The sequence below is a fragment of the Paraburkholderia sp. GAS333 genome (assembly GCF_050435665.1).
In the GTDB taxonomy this organism is placed as follows: Bacteria; Pseudomonadota; Gammaproteobacteria; order Burkholderiales; family Burkholderiaceae; genus Paraburkholderia; species Paraburkholderia fungorum_A.
Window position 1 is genome coordinate 552133 of sequence record NZ_JBNDKS010000004.1, and the last position, 22952, is coordinate 575084.

Annotated in this window: 18 protein-coding genes; 5 read left to right on the forward strand and 13 right to left on the reverse strand. The window is 62.5% G+C overall.

Translation table 11 applies throughout. The annotated features are described in order from the left end of the window. Positions 1–13: 13 nt before the first annotated feature. Entirely contained in the window at positions 14–667 is a 654-nt protein-coding gene (locus tag ABH945_RS24430) for an ureidoglycolate lyase (RefSeq protein ID WP_429252212.1), read from the forward strand. Between the two features lie 1165 nt (positions 668–1832). Next, positions 1833–3011 carry a tyrosine-type recombinase/integrase gene (locus tag ABH945_RS24435; RefSeq protein WP_429252213.1) on the forward strand — a complete coding sequence of 393 codons (1179 nt, stop codon included), beginning with the start codon at positions 1833–1835 and terminating at the stop codon, positions 3009–3011. Positions 3012–3103: 92 nt separating this feature from the next. Here the strand turns inward: ABH945_RS24435 and ABH945_RS24440 are convergent, their stop codons facing one another. From ABH945_RS24440 to ABH945_RS24500, 13 genes are all read right to left on the reverse strand, one after another. Further along, entirely contained in the window at positions 3104–4186 is a 1083-nt protein-coding gene (locus ABH945_RS24440; RefSeq protein WP_429252214.1) for a substrate-binding domain-containing protein, read from the reverse strand. 46 nt (positions 4187–4232) lie between these two features. After that, positions 4233–5615 carry an LLM class flavin-dependent oxidoreductase gene (locus ABH945_RS24445; RefSeq protein WP_429252215.1) on the reverse strand — a complete coding sequence of 461 codons (1383 nt, stop codon included), beginning with the start codon at positions 5613–5615 and terminating at the stop codon, positions 4233–4235. Between the two features lie 77 nt (positions 5616–5692). After that, positions 5693–6931 carry an SfnB family sulfur acquisition oxidoreductase gene (locus ABH945_RS24450; RefSeq protein WP_429252216.1) on the reverse strand — a complete coding sequence of 413 codons (1239 nt, stop codon included), beginning with the start codon at positions 6929–6931 and terminating at the stop codon, positions 5693–5695. 160 nt (positions 6932–7091) lie between these two features. Then, on the reverse strand, positions 7092–8147 hold the full coding sequence (locus ABH945_RS24455) for an ABC transporter permease (protein WP_074768466.1): 1056 nt from the start codon (positions 8145–8147) through the stop codon (positions 7092–7094). After that, positions 8144–9691 (reverse strand): sugar ABC transporter ATP-binding protein, encoded by a 1548-nt coding sequence (locus tag ABH945_RS24460; RefSeq protein WP_429252217.1) that lies wholly within the window; start codon positions 9689–9691, stop codon positions 8144–8146. Before ABH945_RS24460 ends, ABH945_RS24455 begins: the two co-directional genes overlap by 4 nt. A 23-nt stretch (positions 9692–9714) precedes the next feature. Next, a complete protein-coding gene (locus ABH945_RS24465; RefSeq protein WP_429252218.1) occupies positions 9715–11196 on the reverse strand; it encodes an MFS transporter in 1482 nt (493 codons plus the stop codon). Positions 11197–11352: 156 nt separating this feature from the next. Continuing rightward, a complete protein-coding gene (locus ABH945_RS24470) occupies positions 11353–12726 on the reverse strand; it encodes an LLM class flavin-dependent oxidoreductase (protein ID WP_429252219.1) in 1374 nt (457 codons plus the stop codon). 30 nt (positions 12727–12756) lie between these two features. Then, a complete protein-coding gene (locus ABH945_RS24475; protein ID WP_429252220.1) occupies positions 12757–13968 on the reverse strand; it encodes an SfnB family sulfur acquisition oxidoreductase in 1212 nt (403 codons plus the stop codon). 19 nt (positions 13969–13987) lie between these two features. Continuing rightward, complete coding sequence (locus ABH945_RS24480) at positions 13988–15217, reverse strand: SfnB family sulfur acquisition oxidoreductase (protein WP_429252221.1); 1230 nt, start codon at positions 15215–15217, stop codon at positions 13988–13990. Between the two features lie 113 nt (positions 15218–15330). Next, positions 15331–16026 carry an amino acid ABC transporter permease gene (locus tag ABH945_RS24485; RefSeq protein WP_429252222.1) on the reverse strand — a complete coding sequence of 232 codons (696 nt, stop codon included), beginning with the start codon at positions 16024–16026 and terminating at the stop codon, positions 15331–15333. Further along, positions 16023–16772, reverse strand: a complete 750-nt coding sequence (locus ABH945_RS24490; RefSeq protein ID WP_429252300.1) for an amino acid ABC transporter permease — start codon at positions 16770–16772, stop codon at positions 16023–16025. The genes ABH945_RS24485 and ABH945_RS24490 overlap by 4 nt, the downstream gene beginning before the upstream one ends. Positions 16773–16878: 106 nt before the next feature. Further along, positions 16879–17697, reverse strand: a complete 819-nt coding sequence (locus ABH945_RS24495) for an ABC transporter substrate-binding protein (RefSeq protein WP_429252223.1) — start codon at positions 17695–17697, stop codon at positions 16879–16881. Between the two features lie 167 nt (positions 17698–17864). Further along, positions 17865–18527 carry a MarC family protein gene (locus tag ABH945_RS24500; RefSeq protein ID WP_429252224.1) on the reverse strand — a complete coding sequence of 221 codons (663 nt, stop codon included), beginning with the start codon at positions 18525–18527 and terminating at the stop codon, positions 17865–17867. 1007 nt (positions 18528–19534) lie between these two features. Between ABH945_RS24500 and ABH945_RS24505 the strand changes: the two genes are divergently transcribed. The 3 genes from ABH945_RS24505 (at position 19535) to ABH945_RS24515 (ending at position 22881) form a co-directional block, all read left to right on the forward strand. Beyond that, positions 19535–21796: a TonB-dependent siderophore receptor gene (locus tag ABH945_RS24505; protein ID WP_429252225.1), complete on the forward strand. Its 2262-nt coding sequence runs from the start codon at positions 19535–19537 to the stop codon at positions 21794–21796. 170 nt (positions 21797–21966) lie between these two features. Continuing rightward, positions 21967–22554: an RNA polymerase sigma factor gene (locus tag ABH945_RS24510; protein WP_074768448.1), complete on the forward strand. Its 588-nt coding sequence runs from the start codon at positions 21967–21969 to the stop codon at positions 22552–22554. Positions 22555–22566: 12 nt separating this feature from the next. Next, positions 22567–22881: a hypothetical protein gene (locus ABH945_RS24515; RefSeq protein ID WP_074768446.1), complete on the forward strand. Its 315-nt coding sequence runs from the start codon at positions 22567–22569 to the stop codon at positions 22879–22881. Positions 22882–22952 lie beyond the last annotated feature (71 nt).

Below are 22952 nucleotides of genomic sequence, written 5' to 3' on the forward strand. Positions count from 1 at the left end.
ATAGAGTTTGCCGATGCCCGACGAAATCGACTATCTCAATCCCGCCCTTCCCGCAGACCTGCGTCGCGTGACGATGCCCGTTGTCGACGCGACCGATGCAACGCTCGAGGGATATGGCCGCCTTGTCGCCGACCCGAGCGACTGTGCGATCGAAATCGTGCGGTGGCCGGCCACCGGATCGAGGCCCATCGATCCCGGAACCGGCGACGAAGCCGGCACGACCGAAGGCACGTTCGTCAGCGAGTGGCGCGGCGACATTCTGTATGGCCGCAACGCGGCGGTGAGCGGCCACTATATTCTCGCGTACGCCACGGAGCCCGGCGCAGCGCGCGAAGACCACGCCCGCACGCCGGAGCGCATGTTGTTATGGCACGCGAACTACCATCCGGACGGCGGACAACTGTTCTTTCCGCTCGACCATCGTCCGTTCTATGTTCCGCTGGCATTGCCCGGCGACGATGTCTCGCCGGAGAAATTCGTGTGCTTCCGGTTTGACGGACGGCACGGTCTCTATATTCATCCGGACATCTGGCACGAGGGCGTTTTCACGCTGGAAGGCACGCAGCGGTTCTTCGACAAGCAAGGTGCCGTGCATGCGCGAGTGTCGGTGGATTTCGCGCGCGAGTTTGGTTGTCTTCTGGAAGCGCCGATAGCTGAAGCGGCCTGAATCCGCGAACGCGTGATTGAAATAGCCGCCTCTCGTCTCGCGGCTGGTACAGCCGCTGTCATCATCGCTGCGCTGGATTCAGAGCGAAGAATACAAGTGTGAATTGGTGCGCGAGAACGGCAAGACCGGCGACAGCGCAAGTGAGCGATAACGCGTCACCTGGCCACATCGCGACAAGGAACGACAATACTGCGAAAAAAACGTAGATCCGCACTCGAGCGACGAGTGCGGTCACGCGGGGGGCGGCTTCCAGTAATTCAGCATCGCCAGCAAGGCGTATCGGGCAATCGCCGATTACCCAGCCCCTTCAACCCGCGCTGTCGCTATTCAGCGTCAAAGAGCGCGCTGTACCGAGCGGGATGCCCCCGAGATATCCTGACCGAAGCCGGCCACGGTATTGCAGCCCGTCAATGAGAGCAACGCCCCCGCCAGCACCAACATTCCCACACAGCGCGCAATCATATTCACCTCATGCCTTACAAAATAATTGATCCGGAAAACGGGTTTGTTCCTGGGGGCTGTGGATTGGCTTGGGCCTGAATTCGAGCGTTGTGCCGCTTCCCTCGCTTGCCCGTTCCGGCAAAGTGGCCAGGAAAGCTGCGACAGGAAGCCAGAGCCCTGCTCGAATCGACACCCAGGAACGAAAGTTGCGATTTTCGCACACCCCGCGCCGTCAAACTCTTTCACTTTGTATCTGGTAAGCGACGCTGTTACATCCCGTCGCCAAGTGCCCTCGCCTTCTGTTCGCAAGACAGGCGCAACTCTTTGCGTGACGGCATTTCCAGACGCCGTTACACCCGCGCGTTTCCTCCCGTGGCTGTCTTACCGTAAGTCGTTAGAGCGCGTTTTATGGCTCGCGCAGGCAAGTACGGCAGCACATATCCAACCTGTTCGCATGCCGAAAACATAAGTGCATCTGCGCCGCATGTGAAGCGCATTCTCTGCTCGCATCCCCTCGCCAAAAACTCTCCTGCTTGATGCGGCAAGCCATCGACGGAATCCGGGACGAATTCAGCTCACAAAAAAATAAATAATATTACGTAAAACGTTATAAAACCAACTATCGCGCACAAATATTTTGACATTACGGTTATAATGTTGAAATTTTCAGAAGTCGCCACTTCTGAAAATGCCCGCACTCTCATAAGCCTCGTAAAACCAGCCCGTGCCCCTCCTCCCGCCCACTCCGCGCCCCATCGAAACCCTGGTCCTCGCTGCCGAACTCGACGGCTCTCACGGCGCCAACCGCGCGCGACAAACCATCGCCCAGATCGCCGCCAACAACGATCTCGACGCGATCCGCGCATGGCTCGCCCGTTTCGTCGATACGAAAACCACCTTCGACAACTACCGCAAAGAAGCCGAGCGCCTGCTGCTCTGGTCGGTGCTGCAATTGGGCAAACCGTTGTCATCGCTGACACACGAGGACCTGCTCGTCTATCAACACTTCCTCGCCGATCCGCAGCCCGCCGCGAAGTGGACTGCTAGCGGCGGCCGCAAACACCCGCGCGGCGATCCGCGCTGGCGGCCGTTCTACGGCCCGCTCTCCGCGTCCAGCCAGCGTCAGGCGATGGTGATTCTCAACGTGATGTTCGCGTGGCTGGTGCAGGCGGGTTATCTGGCGGGCAATCCGCTGTCGCTCGCGCGTCAGCGGGTGCGTCGCGCGAAGCCGCGCATCACCCGTTACCTGTCGCCCGAATTGTGGCTCGACGTAAAAAAAGGCATTCAGGCGATGCCGCAGCAAACCAGTCGCGAGCGCGAACACTACGCGCGCGTGCGCTGGCTGTTCACGCTGCTTTATCTCGGCGGATTGCGTATTACCGAGGTCGGCGAAAACACCATGGGCGGATTTTTTGCGCGCCGTGACGCGAATGGCGAAGATCGCTGGTGGCTTGAGGTAATGGGTAAAGGCGGCAAGGAGCGGCTCGTGCCGGCTACCGCCGAAATGATGGCGGAGCTTTCGGTGTATCGGCGCGAACGGGGGTTGTCCGCGCTGCCTTCAGCCGATGAAGACACGCCGCTCGTGCTGCCCATCGGTCAATCGCGCAAGCCGCTCACGCGTGCCGGACTGCACCGCATCGTCAAGCAGGTTTTCGGCGACGTATCGACGGCGCTTCGCGAACGCGGTGCCGACTACGCGCAGCGCGCGAATCACCTGAAACAGGCTTCGGCGCATTGGCTGCGGCACAGCGCGGGGTCGCACATGGCGGATCAGCAGGTGGACGTGCGTCTCGTGCGCGACAACCTCGGGCATGCCTCGCTGACCACGACGAGCCAGTATCTGCATGTGGACGACGACCGGCGTCATCGGGAGACCGACGAGAAGCATCGGATCGACTGGTAGTTTCAGTGGTCGTGTTTGCTGGCAATCGCCGCTTTACAACGCGCCGTGCTCTATCGCCGAGAGCACAGCGCGTATCAAACAGCACACTCCAATCAATTCGCCGTCGGAATCCATGACGCCGTCGCTGCATCGCTCGAACGGAATGCCGGGAATTTCTCGCCGAGTTCGGCAATCGTTTTGATGTTGTTCTTCACCAGATCGTCGCGGGTAATCAGCGTCGGCTTGACGACGATGCGATGCTCCGACTCCTGACCCGCGAGCAGCAACGCGGCGGTCCGCACCGACACCGCGCCGACCACGGCGGGATTCGTCGCCGCCGTCGCGACCCACGCGCTGTTCGGCGCGCGGATCGCTTCGATGTCGGAAGTCGAAATGTCGGCGCTGTAAAAACGCAGCTTCGACGACAGATTCGCTTCGTCGGCAGCGAGCTTCGCGCCGCGCGCGAATTCGTCATACGGTGCGAACACCACGCGAATCTCCGGGTGCGCGCGATACGCCGCCGACGCCTGATTCGCCACCGACTGCGCAATCGGATTGTCCACCGTGCCCCAGCGCGCCTTCTCCTGCACCTTCGGATGCGCAGCCTTGAAATCTCGCCACACGGCATCGCGCCGGTCGAGCGGCGCGAAACCCGCTACGTAGACATAGCCGGCGTCGAAGGTATCGCCGTTATCCTTGACGGCCTGATTCAGCAGCAACTCGGCCAGATCGTGATCGCTCTGCTCGATTTGCGGCACCTTGGGATTGCCCAGGTCGACATCGAACGCGACGACCTTGATGCCCTTGTCCAACGCGCGCTGCACGACATCTTTCAGCGATTCCGGCAAGCCGTGATTGACGATGATCGCCGACACGCCGAGGCTGATCGCCTGTTGAATCTGCTCACGCTGTTCGGCCGCGTCCTGACGTCCTTCGTAGATACGCAGATCGACGCCGAGCGCCTTCGCCTGCTTCTGCGCGCCGGCTTCATACGCCTGGAAAAAATCGCCGGTCGACAGATAGTTGACCAGCGCGATTTTCACGCCGCCTTTATCGAACGGAGCCGGTGCGCCTTTGAGCGGGTCCGCGTGTGCGACGCCGCCCGCAAGCATCGCGGCAGCAGCCACGGCGAGCACGCCCGACTTGAGCTTCACATTCACGTGCCGGTCCAGCTTGCGACGAAGAAACGATTTCATCATTGATCTCCAACCAGGAATTGATGTTGTTATGAATCAAACGGTGCTATCCGGCATGAGCCGACGCGTGCGCGCGATACGCGGCGCCGGGATGCGGGTCGCTCAATCGCGCACCACGCCCATGCAATTTTTCGCGCAATGAACCCTGCGTGTAATCGGTCTTGTAGACGCCGCGACGTTGGAGTTCGGGCACGACCAGATCGACGAAATCGACGAAACTTTCGTGCGTCAGCGCATAGGCGAGATTGAATCCGTCGACGTCGGTTTCTTCGACCCATGACTGCAACTCATCGGCGATTTCCTCAGGGGAGCCCACCGAAAGCGGCCCAAGTCCGCCAATGCCGCCCCACTTCGCAATCTCGCGTACGGTCCACACGCGCGTCGGGTCCGCGCTCGACAACGCTTCCACCGCCGATTGCACCGCATTGCTCTCGACATAGCGCAGCGGTTCATCGAGGTCGTATTTCGACAGGTCGATGCCGGTCCATCCCGACATCAACGCGAGCGCGCCTTCGTCGCTGGTATAGCGGCGATAGTCGGCGTGCTTCGCGTGCGCTTCAGCCGACGTTTTGCCGGTAATGACCGTGTGCAGATTAAAGATCAGAACGTCATGCGGATCGCGGCCGAACGATTTCACGCGCGCCCTGATGTCGGCGACAAAGCTCTTCAGAATCGTGCGCGACGGTGCCGAGATAAAGATGCACTCGGCGTGCTGGGCGGCGAAATCCTTGCCGCGCTTCGACGCGCCCGCCTGATACAGCACCGGTGTGCGCTGCGGCGACGGCTCGCTCAGGTGAATGCCCGGCACGTCGAAGTGCTTGCCGTGATGATTGATCGGATGCACCTTCGACGGCTCGGTGAACACGTGCCGCGCGGCATCGCGCACCACGGCATCGTCTTCCCACGACGATTCCCACAGCTTGTAGCAGACTTCCAGATACTCCTCGGCGAGCGCATAACGTTCGTCGTGATTGACCTGCGCGGGCAAGCCCACATTGCGCGCCGCGCTGTCCAGATACGACGTGACGATGTTCCAGCCGATGCGGCCGTTGGTCAGATGATCGAGCGTCGACATGCGGCGCGCGAACGGATACGGATGTTCGTACGACAGCGAACACGTCACGCCGAAGCCGAGATGTTCGGTGACGTGCGCCATCGCCGACACCAGCAGCACCGGGTCGTTGACCGGCACCTGCGCGGCCTGGCGAATCGCCGCTTCCGCACTGCCGTTGTAGACGTCGTACGTACCCAGCACGTCCGCAATAAAAAGGCCGTCGAACTTGCCGCGTTCCAGCAGTTTCGCGAGATCGGTCCAGTAGTCGAGTTGCTTGTAACGCCACGACGTATCGCGCGGATGCGCCCATAAGCCCGGCGACTGATGCCCCACGCAGTTCATGTCGAACGCGTTGAGGCGGATTTCTCTTGCCATGATTGGATTCGGTCAGGTATTTCGGGTGGTCATCGCGACGGCGATTTTTGCCAGCGCGCTTGTCGTCGTCTGTCGCGTCAATTCCACGGGTGCCGCACGGGTTTGACGCCGTTCAGGTAGTAATTGCCCACGAGGTGATACTTCCAGCGCACCGGATCATGCAGCGTGTGCACGCGCGCGTTGCGCCAGTGGCGGTCCAGGTTGTGTTCGCTGAGCGTCGATTGCGTGCCGGAAAGTTCGAACAGCTTTTCGCCCGCGAGCAGCGCGACTTCGGTAGTCAACACTTTGGCTTCGCCCACTGCCACCGACGCACGCGCGATGTCGTCCTCGGTCGGCTCCGCTTTCGCCGCGATGTCGTCGATCACGCGCGCGGCCCGTTCGAGCAGCGCCTCTGCTGCATGCAACTGGATGTGCAAATGGCCGATCTCGCGCACCGTCAGCGGATCGTCGCTGGCCCGTTCGACGCCGCTGTCGATCCACGGCCGCGAGCGCGAACGCACGAAGGCAAGCGTGTCGTCGATCGCGGCCTTCGCGATACCCGCGTCGATGGCCGCCTGGATGATCTGCGAAATCGGGCCGTTCAGCGTCGGAAAATCGGACACGCGATGCGCGGGCAGCACGTGCGAAGCGGGCACGCGCACGCTCTCCAGCACAACGGTTCCGCTCGCCGTGGTGCGTTGACCGAAGCCCGACCAGTCGTCGATCACGGTCAGCCCCTGAGTGCCTTGCGGGATGTAGGCGAGCCAGCCCTTGCGTTCGCTGTCGAGTCCGAGCACGGGCACGAAGTCGGCGAACAATGCGCCGGTTGCATAGAATTTGGTGCCGTTCACGACGTAATCGTCACCGTCGCGCGTGACGGTTGTTTTCAGATCGAGCACGTTTTTTGTGCCCTTTTCCGAAAAGCCATTACCGAAGCGCCTGCCTGCCAGCACTTGTGAGAAGAAGTACTTTTTCTGCTCTGGCGAACCAGTCAGCGCGATCACGTCGACCAGGCCGAAATGGTTTTGCGGCAGTTGTCCGAGCGACGAATCCGCTGCTGAAACGATCTTCACGACCTCGGTCAGCGTGACGAAAGACACGCCCGCTCCGCCGTATTCCTTCGGCACTGTGATCGCCCACAACCCCGATTGCGAGAACCATTCGATTTCCTCGCGCGGCAACCGGCGTTGCACGTCGCGCGTGGCGGCGTCCTGCGCAACGCGGGCCGCCAGTTCGTGCGCTACCGCGATGGCTTGCGCGTCGTCGGCGATTACACGTACCGCAGGCCGATCCGTACCGGCTATATTCGATGAAACCGTTTCGTCAACTTCCGCCATGAGTGTCTCCGCTTGAATGACTGTTCGCTCAATCTATCAGCGGGAATCGCGCGCGCAAACTGAACGATTCGGCAATCGATATTCCTTCGGATGGCAAACGGATTACGCTGTGAAAATTCCCTGCGCGAACTGGCTCCAAAGGCGGCTTGCAACGGGCTGATCAGGCGCGCGAATCCACCCGTCGGCCCACGCTGAAAGTAAACGCCAACGCAAGCACCAGCAACACGCCTTTAATGAAATCCTGCATGTAATACGGTGCATTCAGCATCGTCAGCCCGTTCAGCAATACGCCGACGAACACCGCGCCCACCACCGTGCCGAACACATTGGGCCGCTTTGCACCCCACACCGCGTAGCCCATCAGCGCGGCGGCCACCGCATCGAGAAGCAGCGAATGTCCCGCGCTGACGTCGCCGCGGCCCACGCGAGCGGCGATCAGCACGCCGCCCAGCGATGCAATCGCGCCCGACGCCACATAAGCCGCTACCCGATAGCGCGCGGTCGGCGCACCGGCGAGACGCGCGGCGGTCTCGTTGCCGCCGATCGCGTAGATCACGCGGCCCCAACGGGTCGTCTCCATCACGATGATGGCGACGATGGTCAGCACCGCGAGAATCAGCACCGGCAACGGCACGACATCGAATAGCCGGAAGCGCCCCAACGCGAGAAACGCGTCGGTGAATACGCCGCTCGCTTCGGTGCCGTCGGGCAACACCGTGCCGGTTGCGAGCGAGCGTCCGCCGGTCGGGATCAGTTGCAGACCGGCGAGCAGAAACAGCGTGCCGAGCGTGGCCAGTTGATCGGGCACACGCAACCGCGTAATCAGCAAGCCATTGAACAATCCGGCGACGACACCGAGCACCACACAGGCCGCCACCGCCGCGAGCGCGCTGCCGTGCCATACGATCAACACGTAGCTTGCCGCCATCTGCGCCGACGCAGCCACGCTGCCCACCGACAGATCGAAGCCGCCCGCCGCCAGCGTGATCGTCACGCCGATACCGAGCAAGGCCACGATCGATACCGCCTGCAAAATGCTGAACAGGTTGTCGAGATTCAGGAACGCGGGCTCTTTGGTGGCGAACACCGCAATCAGTATCGCCAGCACGAGCAGGATGCCGGTGCGTTCGAGCTGATCGCGCAGAGTGCGCAACGTGGGCCGCGCGCGTTGCACGGCACCCGCGTCGCGGGCAATGGAAGGCGTGACGGGTTTCATGAATGGACCACTGAACTCGGGTTGGAGGTAGACGAGCGATCGAGCGTCGCGCGATCGAACCACACGACGCGATCGGCGATTTCGAGCGCTTCTTCGAGATCGCTGACGAACACCAGCGTCGCGCGTTCGTGCGCATGCCGTCGCAACGTATCGACGATATCGGCGCGCGCTCCGGCGTCGACACCCTGAAACGGTTCGTCGAGCAGCAACAGCCGCGCGGGTTCGACATGCCAGCGCGCGAGCACGACTTTCTGCTGGTTGCCGCCCGACAACCGGGTGAGACGGTCGTCCGGTCCCGTGCAGCGGATGCCGAAGGTTTTGATCGCGTCGCTGGCGGCTTCGCGCTCTCTTGCGCCGCGCACTGTGCCGCGTTTGAACCAGCGCGACAGAAACGGAAAGCTCAGCGTGCCCGCAATCGACGCGAACGGCACGCTGTCGGGAAATAGCGACGAGCGCCAGCGATCTTCGCCCGCGAGAAACACACCGGCGCGAATGGCATCGGCGGGAGAACGCGGACGCCAGCGCTTGCCGTCGAGCGTCATCTCGCCCCCGTTCGCGCGCGCCGCGCCGAAGATCGCACGCGCAAGACGCGACTTGCCGCCGCCGACCGGGCCCGCAATCGCCACGATTTCGCCGCGCTGCACGTCGAGATCGAACGGCACGCTGGTGGGCGTCAACTGCAAATCGCGCGCGCTGAAACACGCTTCGAGCGATGCCGCGCGCGTGGCATCCACGGTGCGGCTTTGCGGCATGGGCCTGCCGATCATCGTTTCTATCGCGGCGTCGAAATCGATCGGCGGTTGCAGGTCGGCAACCAGATGGCCGTCGCGCATGATCGCGACGCGATCGGCCATGCGCCGCAAATCGCCTAGCCGATGCGACACCAGCAGAATCGCCACGCCCTCGTCGCGCAACGGCTCCAGCCGCGCGAACAGCCGTCCGGCTTCGGCGGCGGAAAGGCTCGCGGTCGGTTCGTCGAGTATCAGCAGACGCGGCTGCGATGCCAGCGCACGCGCCAGCGTCACCAGTTGCTGACTCGCGAGCGACAGCGAACCGAGCGGCGCGGACAGATCCACATCGAGCCCGACTCTCGCTGCCAGCGGCGCGGCCGCGTCGCGCCGCTCGCCAGGCGGCACCCGCCACGGCGATGCGGGATCGCACAGACGGTCGAGCAGCAGGTTGTCCGCGATCGACAACGTAGGCACCACGGCATCCGCTATCGACTGATGCACGGTCGCTATGCCGAGTTGCCGCGCAGTCTGCGGCGACGCGGGCCGATAGGGTTTGCCGGCGAGCGTCAGGGTACCGCCATCGGCCGCATAGACGCCGCTCAATAGCTTGACGAAGGTCGACTTGCCAGCGCCGTTGGCGCCCATCAGCGCGACGACTTCGCCGCGCCCGATCGACAGATCGAACTTCGACAACGCGAGCGTCGCGCCGAAATGTTTGGTCAACGCGCGTGCGGTCAATACCGGTTCGTGCGCGGCTTCGTCATGGTTCGACCCGTCAGTGCACCGAGGGCAATCTTCGCGAATGGACGCCATTTTTTAAGTTTTTTTCCTGAGCGTTACGTCGATGCCGGCTGTGCATAATCCTCTGCGTCGATGTCGTATCCCGAAGGCTCCCAGCGGATCGCGAGCAGCACCAGCAGCGAAGTCAGCGGCGCAATCGCGATCACCCAGAACACCTTCGTGCCGAGCCACGCGGCAAGCACCGGAAATAGAAACAGCGAAATCGTGGACGCCGAACGCACCAGCGTCTGATTGAAGCCTACGCCAATGCCGCGAATCGACGTGGGATAGCTCAGCGACGCATAGGTCATCGAATGCGAACCGGGTCCGAAGCCCTGACCGAACAGATAACCGCCGAGCAACAGAATCGCGACGACGACGAGCGCCCCGCTGCCCGGTTTTCCGATTAGGGCAAGACCAATCAGCGACGCGAATTGCAGCGAGTGGCCGAGCACGGTCATCTTCCATGCGCCGACCGTTGGCGCGGTCCACACGCCGATCAATCCGCCGACGAACGCAAACACCAGATTCAACGCAAGCGCCGCGATGATCGTCGTGAGCGGGCCTTGGTGGAAGAAGCTCGCGATGATCACCGGCAAGCCGAAAATGATCGCGTTATAGCCGAACGACGAAGCGCTGCCGATCACGGCGGCGAGAATCGTACGTCGGCGGTAGGTGTCGTTGAACAGCACGCCGTAGTTGCGCCAGGACGCAGCGCGCGGTTTGACGATCGGCTCATCGCTGCGTTCCACTACCGCATCCACGCCATACGTGCGCTTCAGAATGCGCGCGGCTCCGTCGAGATCGCCCTGATTCGCGGCCCATACCGGCGACTCGCTGATATAGCGGCTGCGCACCAGAATAATCACGATGGCCGGCACCGCGCCGAAAGCGAGCGTCAAGCGCCACAGCCAACCTAGCTGATGCTCCGGCAAGATCGCATACAGCCCGAGGATCAGCAGATAGCAGGTACTGGTGGCCGCATACCACGCCGGGCACCACGCGGCGACGCTGGCCGCCTTGTTGCCCTTGCCCGCCACGCGCGAGAACTCCGCGAGAAAGGCCATCGCCACCGGCAGATCGAGCCCGACGCCGAAACCCATCAGAAAGCGCGCGCCACCGAGCACCCACGCGTTCGGCGCGAGACCGGCGGCAATCGCCGCGACCACGAAGAACAGCATGTCAGCCATGAACACGCGATACCGGCCGATACGGTCGGTCAGATAGCCGCCGAACAGCGCGCCGAGAATCGCGCCGAACGTGATCGCCGAAGAAACGAAACCGACCTGAACCGGCGACAGCGAGAACTGCCGCGCGATGTCCTTGATACCGTAGGCGAGCGACGTGAGATCGTACGCATCGAGAAAAACGCCGCCCAGCGCGATGGCAATCACGATGCGCGCGTTACTGCCTTGCGCTGCGCCTGCGTTGACGATGCGCGAGACATCCTGTGCGCTGCGGATCACGGCGGGACGCGCCGCACTATCCGTTGATGCGTGGGGGTCGACCGCAGTCGAAGGGAAAGCAACGGTGGACATGATCTCGTTTCTCGCGTGAATAGCTGGAACGTTGGATGGTAGTCATGTCACCGCTACCGGCAAAACGATGAATTCAACTATGCAAATCGGGAATCCTGATCTAATGATCGGCTTCTTAAAAACTTCATAAAACGACCACCTGTCACCGCTTTTTCGTCAGACATCGATCCCTCGACCCACCTGTGCGCCCGCATGTTCGTCTGGCAGCTTCGCGCGGCCCGCACCGAACAGCTTCTCGCGCAACGTGCCTTCGGCATACGAAGTCTTGTACGCGCCGCGCTCCTGCAACACCGGAATCACCAGATCGATGAAATCGCTATAGCATTCCGGCGTCACGGTGCGCGCCAGGTTGAAGCCGTCGATATCGGTCTGCTCGATCCAGCCGATCAATTCATCGGCCACCTGCTCCGGTGTTCCGACAATCGCCGGGTAGCGTCCGCCCAGTTGCAGTTCCTCGTTGAGAATCTGCGCGACCGTGCGTTCGCGGCCCGCGCCGGTCAGGTTCTTCATCACCGATTCGATTGCGTTGTTTTTCGCGTAACGGATCGGCTCGTCCGGCGCATAGCGCGAAAAATCGATCCCGCTCGAACTCGCGTAATGCGCGAGTCCGGCTTCGGGACTCGCATAGCGCACATATTCCGCGTACTTCTCGCGCGCCTGCGCTTCGGTCGGCGCGACGACCACGGAGAGGCCCATGAAGAACTTGATATCGGCCGGATCGCGCCCCTCGTTGCGTACGGCTGTGCGCACGTCCGCCACCAGTTGCCGCAGCGCGGCGGGCTTCTGCTGCGAGACGAACACGCACTCCGCGTGACGCGCGGCAAACTGCTGGCCGCGTCCCGACGAACCTGCCTGAAACAGCACCGGCGTGCGTTGCGGCGAAGGCTCGGACAGGTGATAGCCGTCGACATCGTAGTAGCGTCCGTGATGTTCGATTGGCCGCACTTTCGTGGGGTCGGCGTAGATGCGTGCGGCGCGGTCGGCGCGCACCGCGTCGTCCTCCCAACTGCCTTCCCACAGCTTGTAGGCGACTTCGAGGAATTCGTCCGCGCGATCGTAGCGTTCGTCGTGCGCGATCTGCTCGCCGAGGCCCATCGCACGTGCCGCGCTTTCGAGGTAACCGGTCACGATATTCCAGCCGATGCGGCCATCGGTCAGATGATCGAGCGTGGAGAAACGGCGCGCGAGCAGGTACGGCAAGTCGTAAGTCAGATTGACGGTCACGCCGAAGCCGAGATGCTTCGTTGCCGCCGCCATGGCCGAGACGGTCAGCAACGGATCGTTGACCGGCAACTGGATCGACTCCTTCAGCGGCAACTCCACCGATTGCTGATAAACGTCGTACACGCCGACGATATCCGCAAGAAACAGGCCGTCGAACAGGCCGCGTTCGAGCAGCTTCGCGAGGTCGGTCCAGTACGACAGCTTTTTATAATCCACCGAGCGGTCGCGCGGATGGGTCCACAAGCCGTGGTTGATATGGCCCACGCAATTCATGTTGAACGCGTTGAGCAGGATCTGCTTGGTCATGAAGATGGCTGCCGGAGAAATGCTGCGGGTTCAGGTCGTGCCGCTCTGCGCGGGCAAGCGGTCGTTCAGGTAGTAGTCGCCGACCGCGGCGATTTTCCAGCGCACCGGATCGTGCAGCGTATGCACGCGCGCGTTGCGCCAGTAGCGGTCGAGGTTGAGTTCGCTGGTCGTCGCGCGCGTGCCCGCCAGTTCGAACAGTTTGCTCGATGCGGCAAGCGAGATTTCCGTGGTCAGCGTGCGCGCTTCGGCGACGGCGATGATCGCGCGGCCGAGCGTGTCCGGTTGCGGATCGTCGCGGGCCGCATCGATCAGAATCGACGCACGTTCGACTAGCGCATCGGCTGCTTCCAGCCGCACCGCGAGGCGGCCGAATTCGCTGATCGTCAACGGATCGTCGGCGGCACGCTCGACATTGGCTTCGATCCACGGACGCGATTGCGTGCTGATGAACGCACGCGCGGCATCGTGAGCGCCGCGCGCCAGTCCCAGATCGATCGCCGCGTGAATCACCTGCGCGTAGGCCTTGATGGTGGTGCGTTCGCCGTCTGCGTCGGCTCGCAGCACATCGGCGGCGGCGACGCGCACGTTGTCGAATTTGACGGTGCCGCTCGCGGTGTTCCGCTGACCGAAGCCCGACCAGTCGTCGATTACCTCAACACCCTGCGCATCACGCGCGATAAACGCGAGCCAGGTCTTCTTATCCGGCCCGACGACGGCGGTGGGAATCCACTGCGCGTACAACGCGCCGGTCGCGTAGAACTTTTCGCCCGTCACGCGGAATGCGTCGTCGCCATCCGGCACGAGTTGCGTCGTACGCTCCGAAGCAGTGCGCGATTTGCGTTCGGCTAGCGCGTTGCCGAAGCGGTCGCCTCGCAATGCCCGCTGAAAAAGCCGGTCTTTCTGCGCAGCGCTGCCCTGCACGCGGATCACTTCAAGCGTGTAGAAGTGATTCTGCGGGATCTGTCCGAGCGAGCCATCGGCTGCGGAAATCAGCGCGACGACTTGCGACAAGGTCGCGCTCGACACGCCCGCGCCGCCGTATTCGCGCGGCACAGTGATGCCCCACAAACCCGACGCGGAAAAACGCGCCAGTTCTTCATACGGCGCACGTCGCTGCGCATCGCGCTGAGCAGCTTCGCGTGCAAACGATTCGGCGAGCGCGTGGGCGACATCGAGTGCTTCGTCGTCGGAGCGGATCAGCGTGGCGGCCTGAACGGCAGAGGTGTCGATTGCTGGGGTCATGGTGCTTGCCGAGTCCGTATCAGATCCACGCGTGCCGCTGCGGCAGCACGCCATTGAGCACATAGTTGCCGATTGCGAAGTATTTCCAGCGCACCGGGTCATGCAGCGTATGCACGCGCGCGTTGCGCCAGTGTCGATCGAGATTGTGTTCGGCCAGCACTGCGCGTGCGCCTGAAAGTTCGAAGAGTTTTTCGGCGGAGTTCAGCGCGGCCTCGGTGGTCAGCGCCTTCGCTTTGGCGACCACAATCGACGCTTCCGCCTGCGTCTGCGCAGTGACGCGTTGCGCGCGAATCCGGTCGAGCGCGCGCGCCGCGCGCTCGAGCACGGCTTCTGCGGCATGCAGTTCGACGTGGAGCAGACCCGCGTCGCGAATCACATACGGATCGTCGGTCGCGCGTTCAACACCGGCGTCGAGCCAGGGCCGCGCCTGCGTCTGCACGAAGCGCACGGTTTCCTTCACGGCCGCGCGTGCGATGCCCGCGTCGATCGCGGCCTGGATGATCTGCGAAACCGGTCCGATGAGCGACGGCTCGTCGGCGTTCTGCCATAGCGGCAACACGGCATCGGGATCGACCAGCACGTTGTTGAACACGACCGAACCGCTCGCCGTCGTGCGCTGCCCGAACCCCGACCAGTCGTCGATCACGGTCAGCCCCGCACTGTCGCGTTCGATGATCGCAGTGACGAGCCGCCCTTCGTCGTCGAGCAGTTTGGCCGGCACCCAGTGCGCGAACAGCGCGCCGGTCGAATAGTATTTGCGGCCGTTCACGCGCAGTTCGCCGTTGATTGTAGCGAGGCGGGTTTGCACGTCGGTGGTATTGCGCGAATTGCGCTCGGGCCCGGCATTGCCCAGCCGCTTGCCCGCGAGTACGCCCGCAAAATAGCGCTCTTTCTGCGACGGCGACCCAAACGTGCGGATCACATTCAGAAAGCCAAAATGATTCTGCGGGATTTGCCCGAGCGACGGGTCCGCTTCGCACAGAATCGCGAACACGCGCGCGAGCGTGACGAACGAAACATCCGCGCCGCCATACTCGCCCGGCACGGTAATGCCGCCCAGACCGCTCTCGCTGAAACGCTCGATCTCGTCATGCGGAAGACGGCGCAGCCGGTCGCGTTCCGACGCGCCCACTGCAAATTCGAGCGCAAGTTTTTCGGCGACGGCCAGCGCTTCAGCATCGCTTTCAATCACATGCGCGCGGCGCGGCGGCCGCGCCTGCAATACACCGGTGTTGGAGATGTCGTTCATGCTACCTCGGCAGAGTTAACCGAGGTTAAAGCGTCGAATGGCCGCATAGAACCATTCATTTTTCATTTACTTATCTGCGGCAACGCCATTGAGCGGCACACGCAGCGGCAACACTAACGCGACGCACCGAGGCCGCCCGAGGTTGCCGCCAGCAGCTTCGTCGCACCCCATTGAAACGCGGTGCACAGCACCAGATACACCAGACCGACGAACAGGAAAATCTGCGCCGGATACACCATCAGCCGGCTATTGACCTGGTTCGCCAGAAACGTGAATTCCTGCACGCCGACGATATACGCCAGCGACGTATCCTTGATCAACGACACCCACTGATTGATAAACGACGGTGCCATCATCCTGATAGCCTGCGGCAGCAGCACGTGCCGCAACGCCTGCGCGCGCGTCATGCCGAGCGACATCGCGGCCTGCCACTGGCCGTCGCCGACCGCGACGATGCCCGCCTGCACCGAATGCGACAGATACGCGCCGCCGATCAGCGCGAGCGCGCACACGACCGTCGCGAGTCCCGGCACATCGATATGCAGTAGCACCGGCATCAGGAAGAAGGTCCAGAAGATCAGCATCAGCACCGGAATCGCGCGAAAAAAGCCGACGAAGGCGAGCAGCAGCATATGCACGACGCCGCGCGTCATCACCAGTGCGACGCCGCCTGCGAGTCCGAGCAACGCGGACAATACGGCGGACAGCACGGTCAGCACCAGCGTCAGCGCGACGCCGCCGAGCGGCCCCGCGGGGAACGCGCCGAGCAGCAGATAACGCGCGACAGGCAACCAGTCGAGTGCGCTCATGAACGGCCTCCACGCGAAAGCCGCAAGCCGCGCGCGCCCGAAGCGCCGCGTCGCTGCCACAGTAGCAACGCAACTTCGATCGCTGCAATCGACACGACGTAAAGCACGGTCGCCATGCCGAACGACTGGAACGTCTTCAACGTTTCCGTCTCGACCTGGCGCGACGCATACGACAATTCGGCGAGACCGATTGCCATCGTCAGCGACGAGTTCTTGATCACATTCATATATTGCCCAGCCAGCGGCGGCGTCGCGATCCGCACCGCCTGCGGCAGGATCACATAGCGGAACGCCGCGAATCGCGTGAGACCCAGCGCGGCAGCCGCATGATGCTGTCCGGCGCGCACACCCTGCATCCCCGCGCGAAATTCTTCACAGATAAAAGTCGTCGTGTAGCACGTGAGGCCGAGCCATCCGGCGACGAATTCGAAGCTCGGCCAGGCGAGCGTAAGCGGGCCGAGCGCGATCGTGTGCGGCGTATTGAGCCAGGTCATCACACTGTCGGGCAGCAGGGTTGCCGCGCCGAAATACCAGAACAGCAGTTGCACCAGCAGCGGCGAATTGCGGAACACCATCACGTAACCGGCTGCCGCACGGCGCAGCGACGCATAAGGTCCGGTGCGCGCGAGCGCCAGCCCGAAACCGAGCAGCGTCGCGCATACGATCACCGAGGCCGACAGCACCAGCGTCATCGCGAAGCCGTGCCATATCCACGTGACGTAGCGAGGTTCGAGCCACGCGTTCATCATGACCACCCATCCAGAAAAACAGAAGCTATTGCAAAGGCGCAAACAAAACAAACCGGCCCGCCGTCATGAAAACGGCAGGCCGGCTGGCAGACGTGTGAAAAGTTCAGCTCTTTTGCGGATCGCCGATCTTGAACAGACGCGGCAGCGGTGCCTTGCTGGTCGGACCGAACCACTGGTCGTAAATCCTCCCGGCGTTGCCGTTGGCTTCAAGACCTTCCAGCGTCTCGTTGACGACATTCAACAGACGCGCTTCGTTCTTCGGTACGCCGACGCCTTCGTAGTCGTTCGAAATCGTGAACGGCGGGATCTCGTACTTCTCCTTGTCCGGCACGTTGGCGAGCAACGCGACGAGCTTCGGGCCGTCCTGCGTGATGGCCTGCACGTTGCCCGTGCGCAGCGCGGCGAAAGCGAACGGTGTGTCGTCGTAGGCGACGATCGTCGCGTTCGGGAATTGCGCGCGCACCTGCTGTTCGTTCGTCGTGCCCTTATCTGCGCCGATGCGCAGGCTGGCCAGTTGCTGCGGCGATTTAAGGACGCCCTTCTTCGCGATGAACTGCGTGCCCGACGCGAAATACGGCGTGCTGAAATCGATTTCCTTCTTGCGTTCGTCGGTGATCGTGAAGTTCGCGAAGACCAGATCGACCTTGTTCGACTTCAGGAACGCAATCCGGTTGGCCGGGTTGGTCGGCTGGATTTCGAGCTTGACGCCCAGCTTCGCGGCAACCGCGCGGGCGTAGTCGACGTCGAGGCCGACGATCTGATTGGTCTTCGGATCGACGAAACCGAACGGCGGATTGCTGTCGAACGTCGCGACGCGCAGCACGCCCGCTTTCTTGATGTCGTCGAGCCGGTCGGCGTGCGCGACGCCGGACAATGTCAGCAGCAGTCCGATGACGGCAGCACTGCGGGTAAAGCGTTTCATATCCAAGCCCCGTATTTTTGATTTCGATGGTTCTGCATTACGTCGGCGCGTTTTGCGCACCTGCGCGGCGACTGTAGCAGCGCGTGCTGCCATAAAGAACCAACAAATTGTCAGGTGCTTAGTCGATCGGCATATAACGGTGGCGCTTTGTACGCGCGCGCCGCGGTTCAGTGCAGATGCAGGCTTTCGACCAGACCGGCTACACCGATCCACAGTAATTGCACACCGATGCAGAACAGCACGAAGGCAAAGAGCCGCATGGCGATTTGCGTGCCGACGGTTCCGAGCAGCCGCTCCATCCGTCCGGCGTAGCGCACGCAGAAGAAGATGCTCAGGCACAGCAGAACCAGGGCAAGCGCAGCGCCCGCGACATGCACGGGCAGGATGCCTTCGTGTGGAGATCCGGTGCCGAGTGCAATCGCGACCGCAATCGATCCTGGCCCGACCGTGATCGGCAGCGTCAGCGGATAAAAGGCCTTGCTGCGTAGCGAGGCTGTGCGCTTCGGGTCCGGTGCGGGCGTCGACTCGGCGGTGTCGTCGGTCGGCGATTGCAGCAGGCCCCAGCCTGCGGTTGCGATCACGATGCCGCCCGCGACGCGCAACACGTCTTCCGAAATGCCGAAGAACTTCAGCACGTACGCGCCGACCGACAGCGACGCGAGCAGAATCACGAACCCGTTGATCGCGATGCGGCGCGCGAGTTCGGCGAGGTCTTCGTCGCTGGCGCCGCGCACCATGCTCAGGATGATCAGCGCGACCGCAGGCGGATTGATGATCGGAAAGAGCGTGGTGACGATCAACAAGGCCGACTTGAAGAATTCGCTCAACATGAACATGGCGTTCGACCTGTTGTGTTCAGTGAAGATGTCTGCTTTGACGCTGAAGCAATTTCTGGTGGACAGAACGGGGCGTGCCGGAATGCTCCGGTTCTTCCATCGCGCAGTCTAAGACGACGCGCCGCCGAAGCAGAACGGCACTATAGTGCCGTACTTCGTGCCGAAGCTTGCAACAGAATACGATCACTTTCCGCCGTGGCGGAGACGATCGAGATCGAGCCTGGGAGGGACGTTCAGTTTCGACGCCGCGTCGTGAAGCGCCGTCTGCACCAGCTCTTCGACGGCCGGATGGTAAAACGGCAAGCGCAGTAATTCCTCCGCCGTCTCCCGTCGCTGAACCGCCCACGCGAGCAGATGCGCGAGATGCTCGCCAGGCCCCTGAAAACAACGCTGCGCCAAGCAGCTTGCCGCTGTCCGGCTCGACGTACAGTCGAATCATGTTGTCGTGCTGGCCCGCGATGCTGCCGTCGTCGGCGGCTTCGTGCTGCAATGGCCGCGCATTGCCGGCAACGTCCGCGAGATAGAAGTTCGAGCCGCCGATGCGACATGGTCTGCAGATCGAACTGCACGCCGCCGTGCTTGTCGCAGCGATGAATCCATCCCTGCGCGCATCGCGTTGACGAGTTTGCCGATGCCGTTTCGGTCGCAACACGCCGCGAATAAGTAAGGGGCAGTAAGGCACCGGCCAAGTGCCACGAGAATGCCGGACATCACTCGGTGTTCTCCTGGAACTGAGCGCCAGCGAAAATTATTTCGCGGCTGCCAATAAGCCTGCGATAACAAAGCTCCGACCGTTGCGTGCCAATGCCGTCCCTCCGCCAACGGCCCTCGGCGCGCGCCAAACTCAACCAACCCAAACCCACCTTCCGCGCCCCAACCTCCGTCTCAAAAAAACGACGGAATCATTAAGCATTCGCATAATTTCTTTGTAAGAGTAAATGGGAATGATTATCATTCGCCTTTTATTTGTCTGCGGGTTGATGCGTTCCATGAGTTATCGCTTGAGTTATCGTGCAAATCATCGCTTTCCTTCAGCGGCTGCACGGCCGCCCGCTTCCGCATCCGTGCGGCGACAAGCGGGCAGTCATCTGCGTCCTATCGTCGTAATGCTCGCTCTCGCCGGCATCGTGCCGACGATGTCGTGGGCCCAGTCCAGCGACACCGGCAATACGGCCAACGCCACTACCAACGCCAGCACCAGCACAAACACCCCCGCCGCACAGGAAGCCCAGCTCCCCACGGTCGCCGTCAACGCCAGCAGCGACGACGTGCAGCCGCCGACCGAAAAGACCCATTCCTACACCTTCCACTCGACGACCGCCGGCAGCAAGATCGCGCTGTCGCCCAAGGAAACGCCGCAATCCGTCTCCGTGCTGACGCGTCAGCAAATGGACGACTTCCAGCTCAATAGCGTGAACGACGCGCTGAAACACGTCACCGGCGTCACCGTCGATCAATACGAAACGGACCGCACCGACTTCATGTCGCGCGGCTTCCAGATCACCAACTTCCAGTTCGACGGCATCGGCACGCCGCTGATCTACCAGTCGCAATACGGCGACATCGACATGGCGCTATACGACCGGGTCGAAGTACTGCGCGGTGCCGACGGACTGAATGCGGCCACCGGCAACCCCTCGGCGACGGTCAACTTCATCCGTAAGCGGCCCACTTACGACTTCCAGGCATCGGGTGATATCTCGTACGGATCGTGGGACACGAAGCGTATCGACGTCGACGTGTCGGGGCCGTTGAACAAGGCGGGCACGGTCGCCGGACGTCTCGTCGCCGTGCACGAGGACGGCAATTCCTATATCGACCGCTACAAGCCGAGCAAGGACATCGTCTATGGCGTGGTCGAAGCGAACCTCACGCCGACGACACTCGCGACGCTCGGCTTCAGCTACGAAAACAACCGCTCCGAAGGCGCTCAGTGGGGCGGCCTGCCGCTGCTCGACGCAAACGGCAATCAGCTCAGCTACGGCGTGGGCGCGAGCATGGCGCCGAGTTGGGCGTACTTCAACACACAGGAAGAGCGCGCCTTCGCGGAGTTGACCCAGCAACTCGGCCAGCGCTGGAAATGGAAGACGACAGCCGCTTTCAACGACATCTCGAGCAACGCGAAAATCTTCTACCCGAACGGCTCGCTGAATGCGGACGGCAGCGGCATCGAGTCGTATACGTCGTGGTGGAAGGAGTCGAACCGGCAGATCGTGCTGGACTCGAACGTGTCGGGCAAGGTCGATCTGTTTGGGCGCACGCACGACCTTGTATTCGGCGCAAGCTTCTCGCGCTCGGAACTGAGCAATCCGTCCGGCGAGGGCGATACCGACGGCACTGCGCTGAGCCTGTCCGAACTGCTGGCGGGCACCTTCCCGGAACCGGCCTTCGGCGCCGCGACCGACTACACGCATTACCTCGACGTGCGCCGCAGCGTGTACGCCTCGTCGCGCTGGAATCTCAGCGATCGTGTGAATCTGCTGCTCGGCATCAACTACACGCAGGCAGGCAGCAGCGGCGACGCGAGCGGCACGCCCTATTCTCAGCAATCGGCCGGCTCGTCGCCGTACGTCGGCCTGACGGTCGATCTGACGAGACAGATCACCGCATACGCCAGCTTCACGAAGATTTTCAATCCGCAATACCAGTTGAATATCGACAGCCAGTTGCTCGGCCCCGCGCGCGGCAGCAGCGCCGAAGCGGGCGTCAAGGGCGCGTTCTTCGACAACCGGCTGAATACGTCGCTCGCGGTCTTTCATGTGCGTCAGACCAACGTCGCAACCGATGCGGGCCTGAACCTCGAAACCGGCAACGAGGCCTACACGGCGGGCAACGCCACCTCCGAGGGCGTGGAAGCGGAAGTGTCCGGGCAACTCACGCACGACTGGAACGTCAGCGCGGGCGCGACGATTCTGCGCGTGGTCGGCGACGACGGCCTGTCGACGCAAACCTTCGTGCCGCGCAAGACCTTGCATCTGTCGACCACGTACCGGGTTCCGTATCTCGATCACAAGCTGACGGTTGGCAGCAGCGTGCGCTGGCAGAGCGCCACGCGCTTCGAATCCGAAGGCGTGGGCACGGTGAAACAGGGCGCGTATGCGGACCTCGATTTCATGGTGCGCTATGACGTCAACCGGCACTTCAGCATCACGGGGAATCTGAATAACGCGCTCAACAAGAAGCACTTTGCGTCGCTGGAATACTCGACCGGGATCTACGCCGCGCCGTTGAACGGCAGTGTTAATCTGACGTGGCGGTATTGACGACGGAGCCCGCCTGACGCCCCTCCCCTGCACGTCCCGATGAGTCCGGTACGCGTCGCCAACGCGGCGCGTCCACTCGTCGCCCGGGACCAGACGGCCGCCTCATCCGCTGCGAGAAATTTATTTTCCGCTCACCACAATATCCGCTCCGCTGAAACGTCTTCAGACGCATGGAACCGCCACTCACGCCGGATACGACGAACCAACGCGATAGCGACATCACCGCAACGGTGATCCGCGAGCGCACGAGGCTCGTCAATTTCATCCGGCGCCGGATTCGCGATCCCAACGATGCCGAGGACATCCTGCAAGATGTTTTCCACGAATTCGTACAGGCTTACCGGCTTCCTGCGCCGATCGAACAGGCGAGCGCGTGGCTCTTTCGGGCGGCGCGCAACCGCATCGTCGACCGTTTTCGCAAGAAGAAGGAAGAGCCGCTGACGGACCTGTCCGCAGCAGAGCACGACGACGATGCCGGCGACGAATATCGCCTCGATCTCGCGCTGCCTGCGCACGACGCCGGTCCCGAAGCGCTCTATGCCCGCGCGATTCTGCTCGAAGCCTTGCAGGACGCACTCGACGAATTGCCGCCCGATCAGCGTGACGTGTTCATCGCGCACGAACTGGAGGGACGCTCCTTCAAGGAGATGGCGGCGCAAAGCGGCATCGCGCTCAATACGCTGCTCGCGCGCAAACGCTACGCGGTCCTGCATCTGCGCGCGCGGCTGAAGACGATTTATGACGAACTGGATATCTAAAGGAGTCGACGGATGAAATTTCGAACCCGATGTATCGGCAAGGCGCTGCTGGTGGTGGTCGGCATAGGCGTGCTCGGGGTGGCGGTCATGCTGCTATGGAACTGGGTGGTGCCGGCATTGTTCGTCGGCGCGCGGACCATCGACTTCGCGCACGCGTTGGGCCTGCTGGTATTGAGCCGCATCCTGTTCGGCGGCTTTCGCGGCGGCGGCGGCTGGCGCGAGCGGCGGCACTGGCGCAAATGGAACGCGATGACGCCGGAAGAACGCGAACGCGTGCAGGCGGCGTGGGCGTCACGTCACCGGCCAGGGCGGCCGACGGCGGAGTGAGCCGCCGCACCGGCTGCAACCAGAGCCGCGCGCGACTGCCGCTGTCGCGCGCCAGCTTGTCGGACCAGATC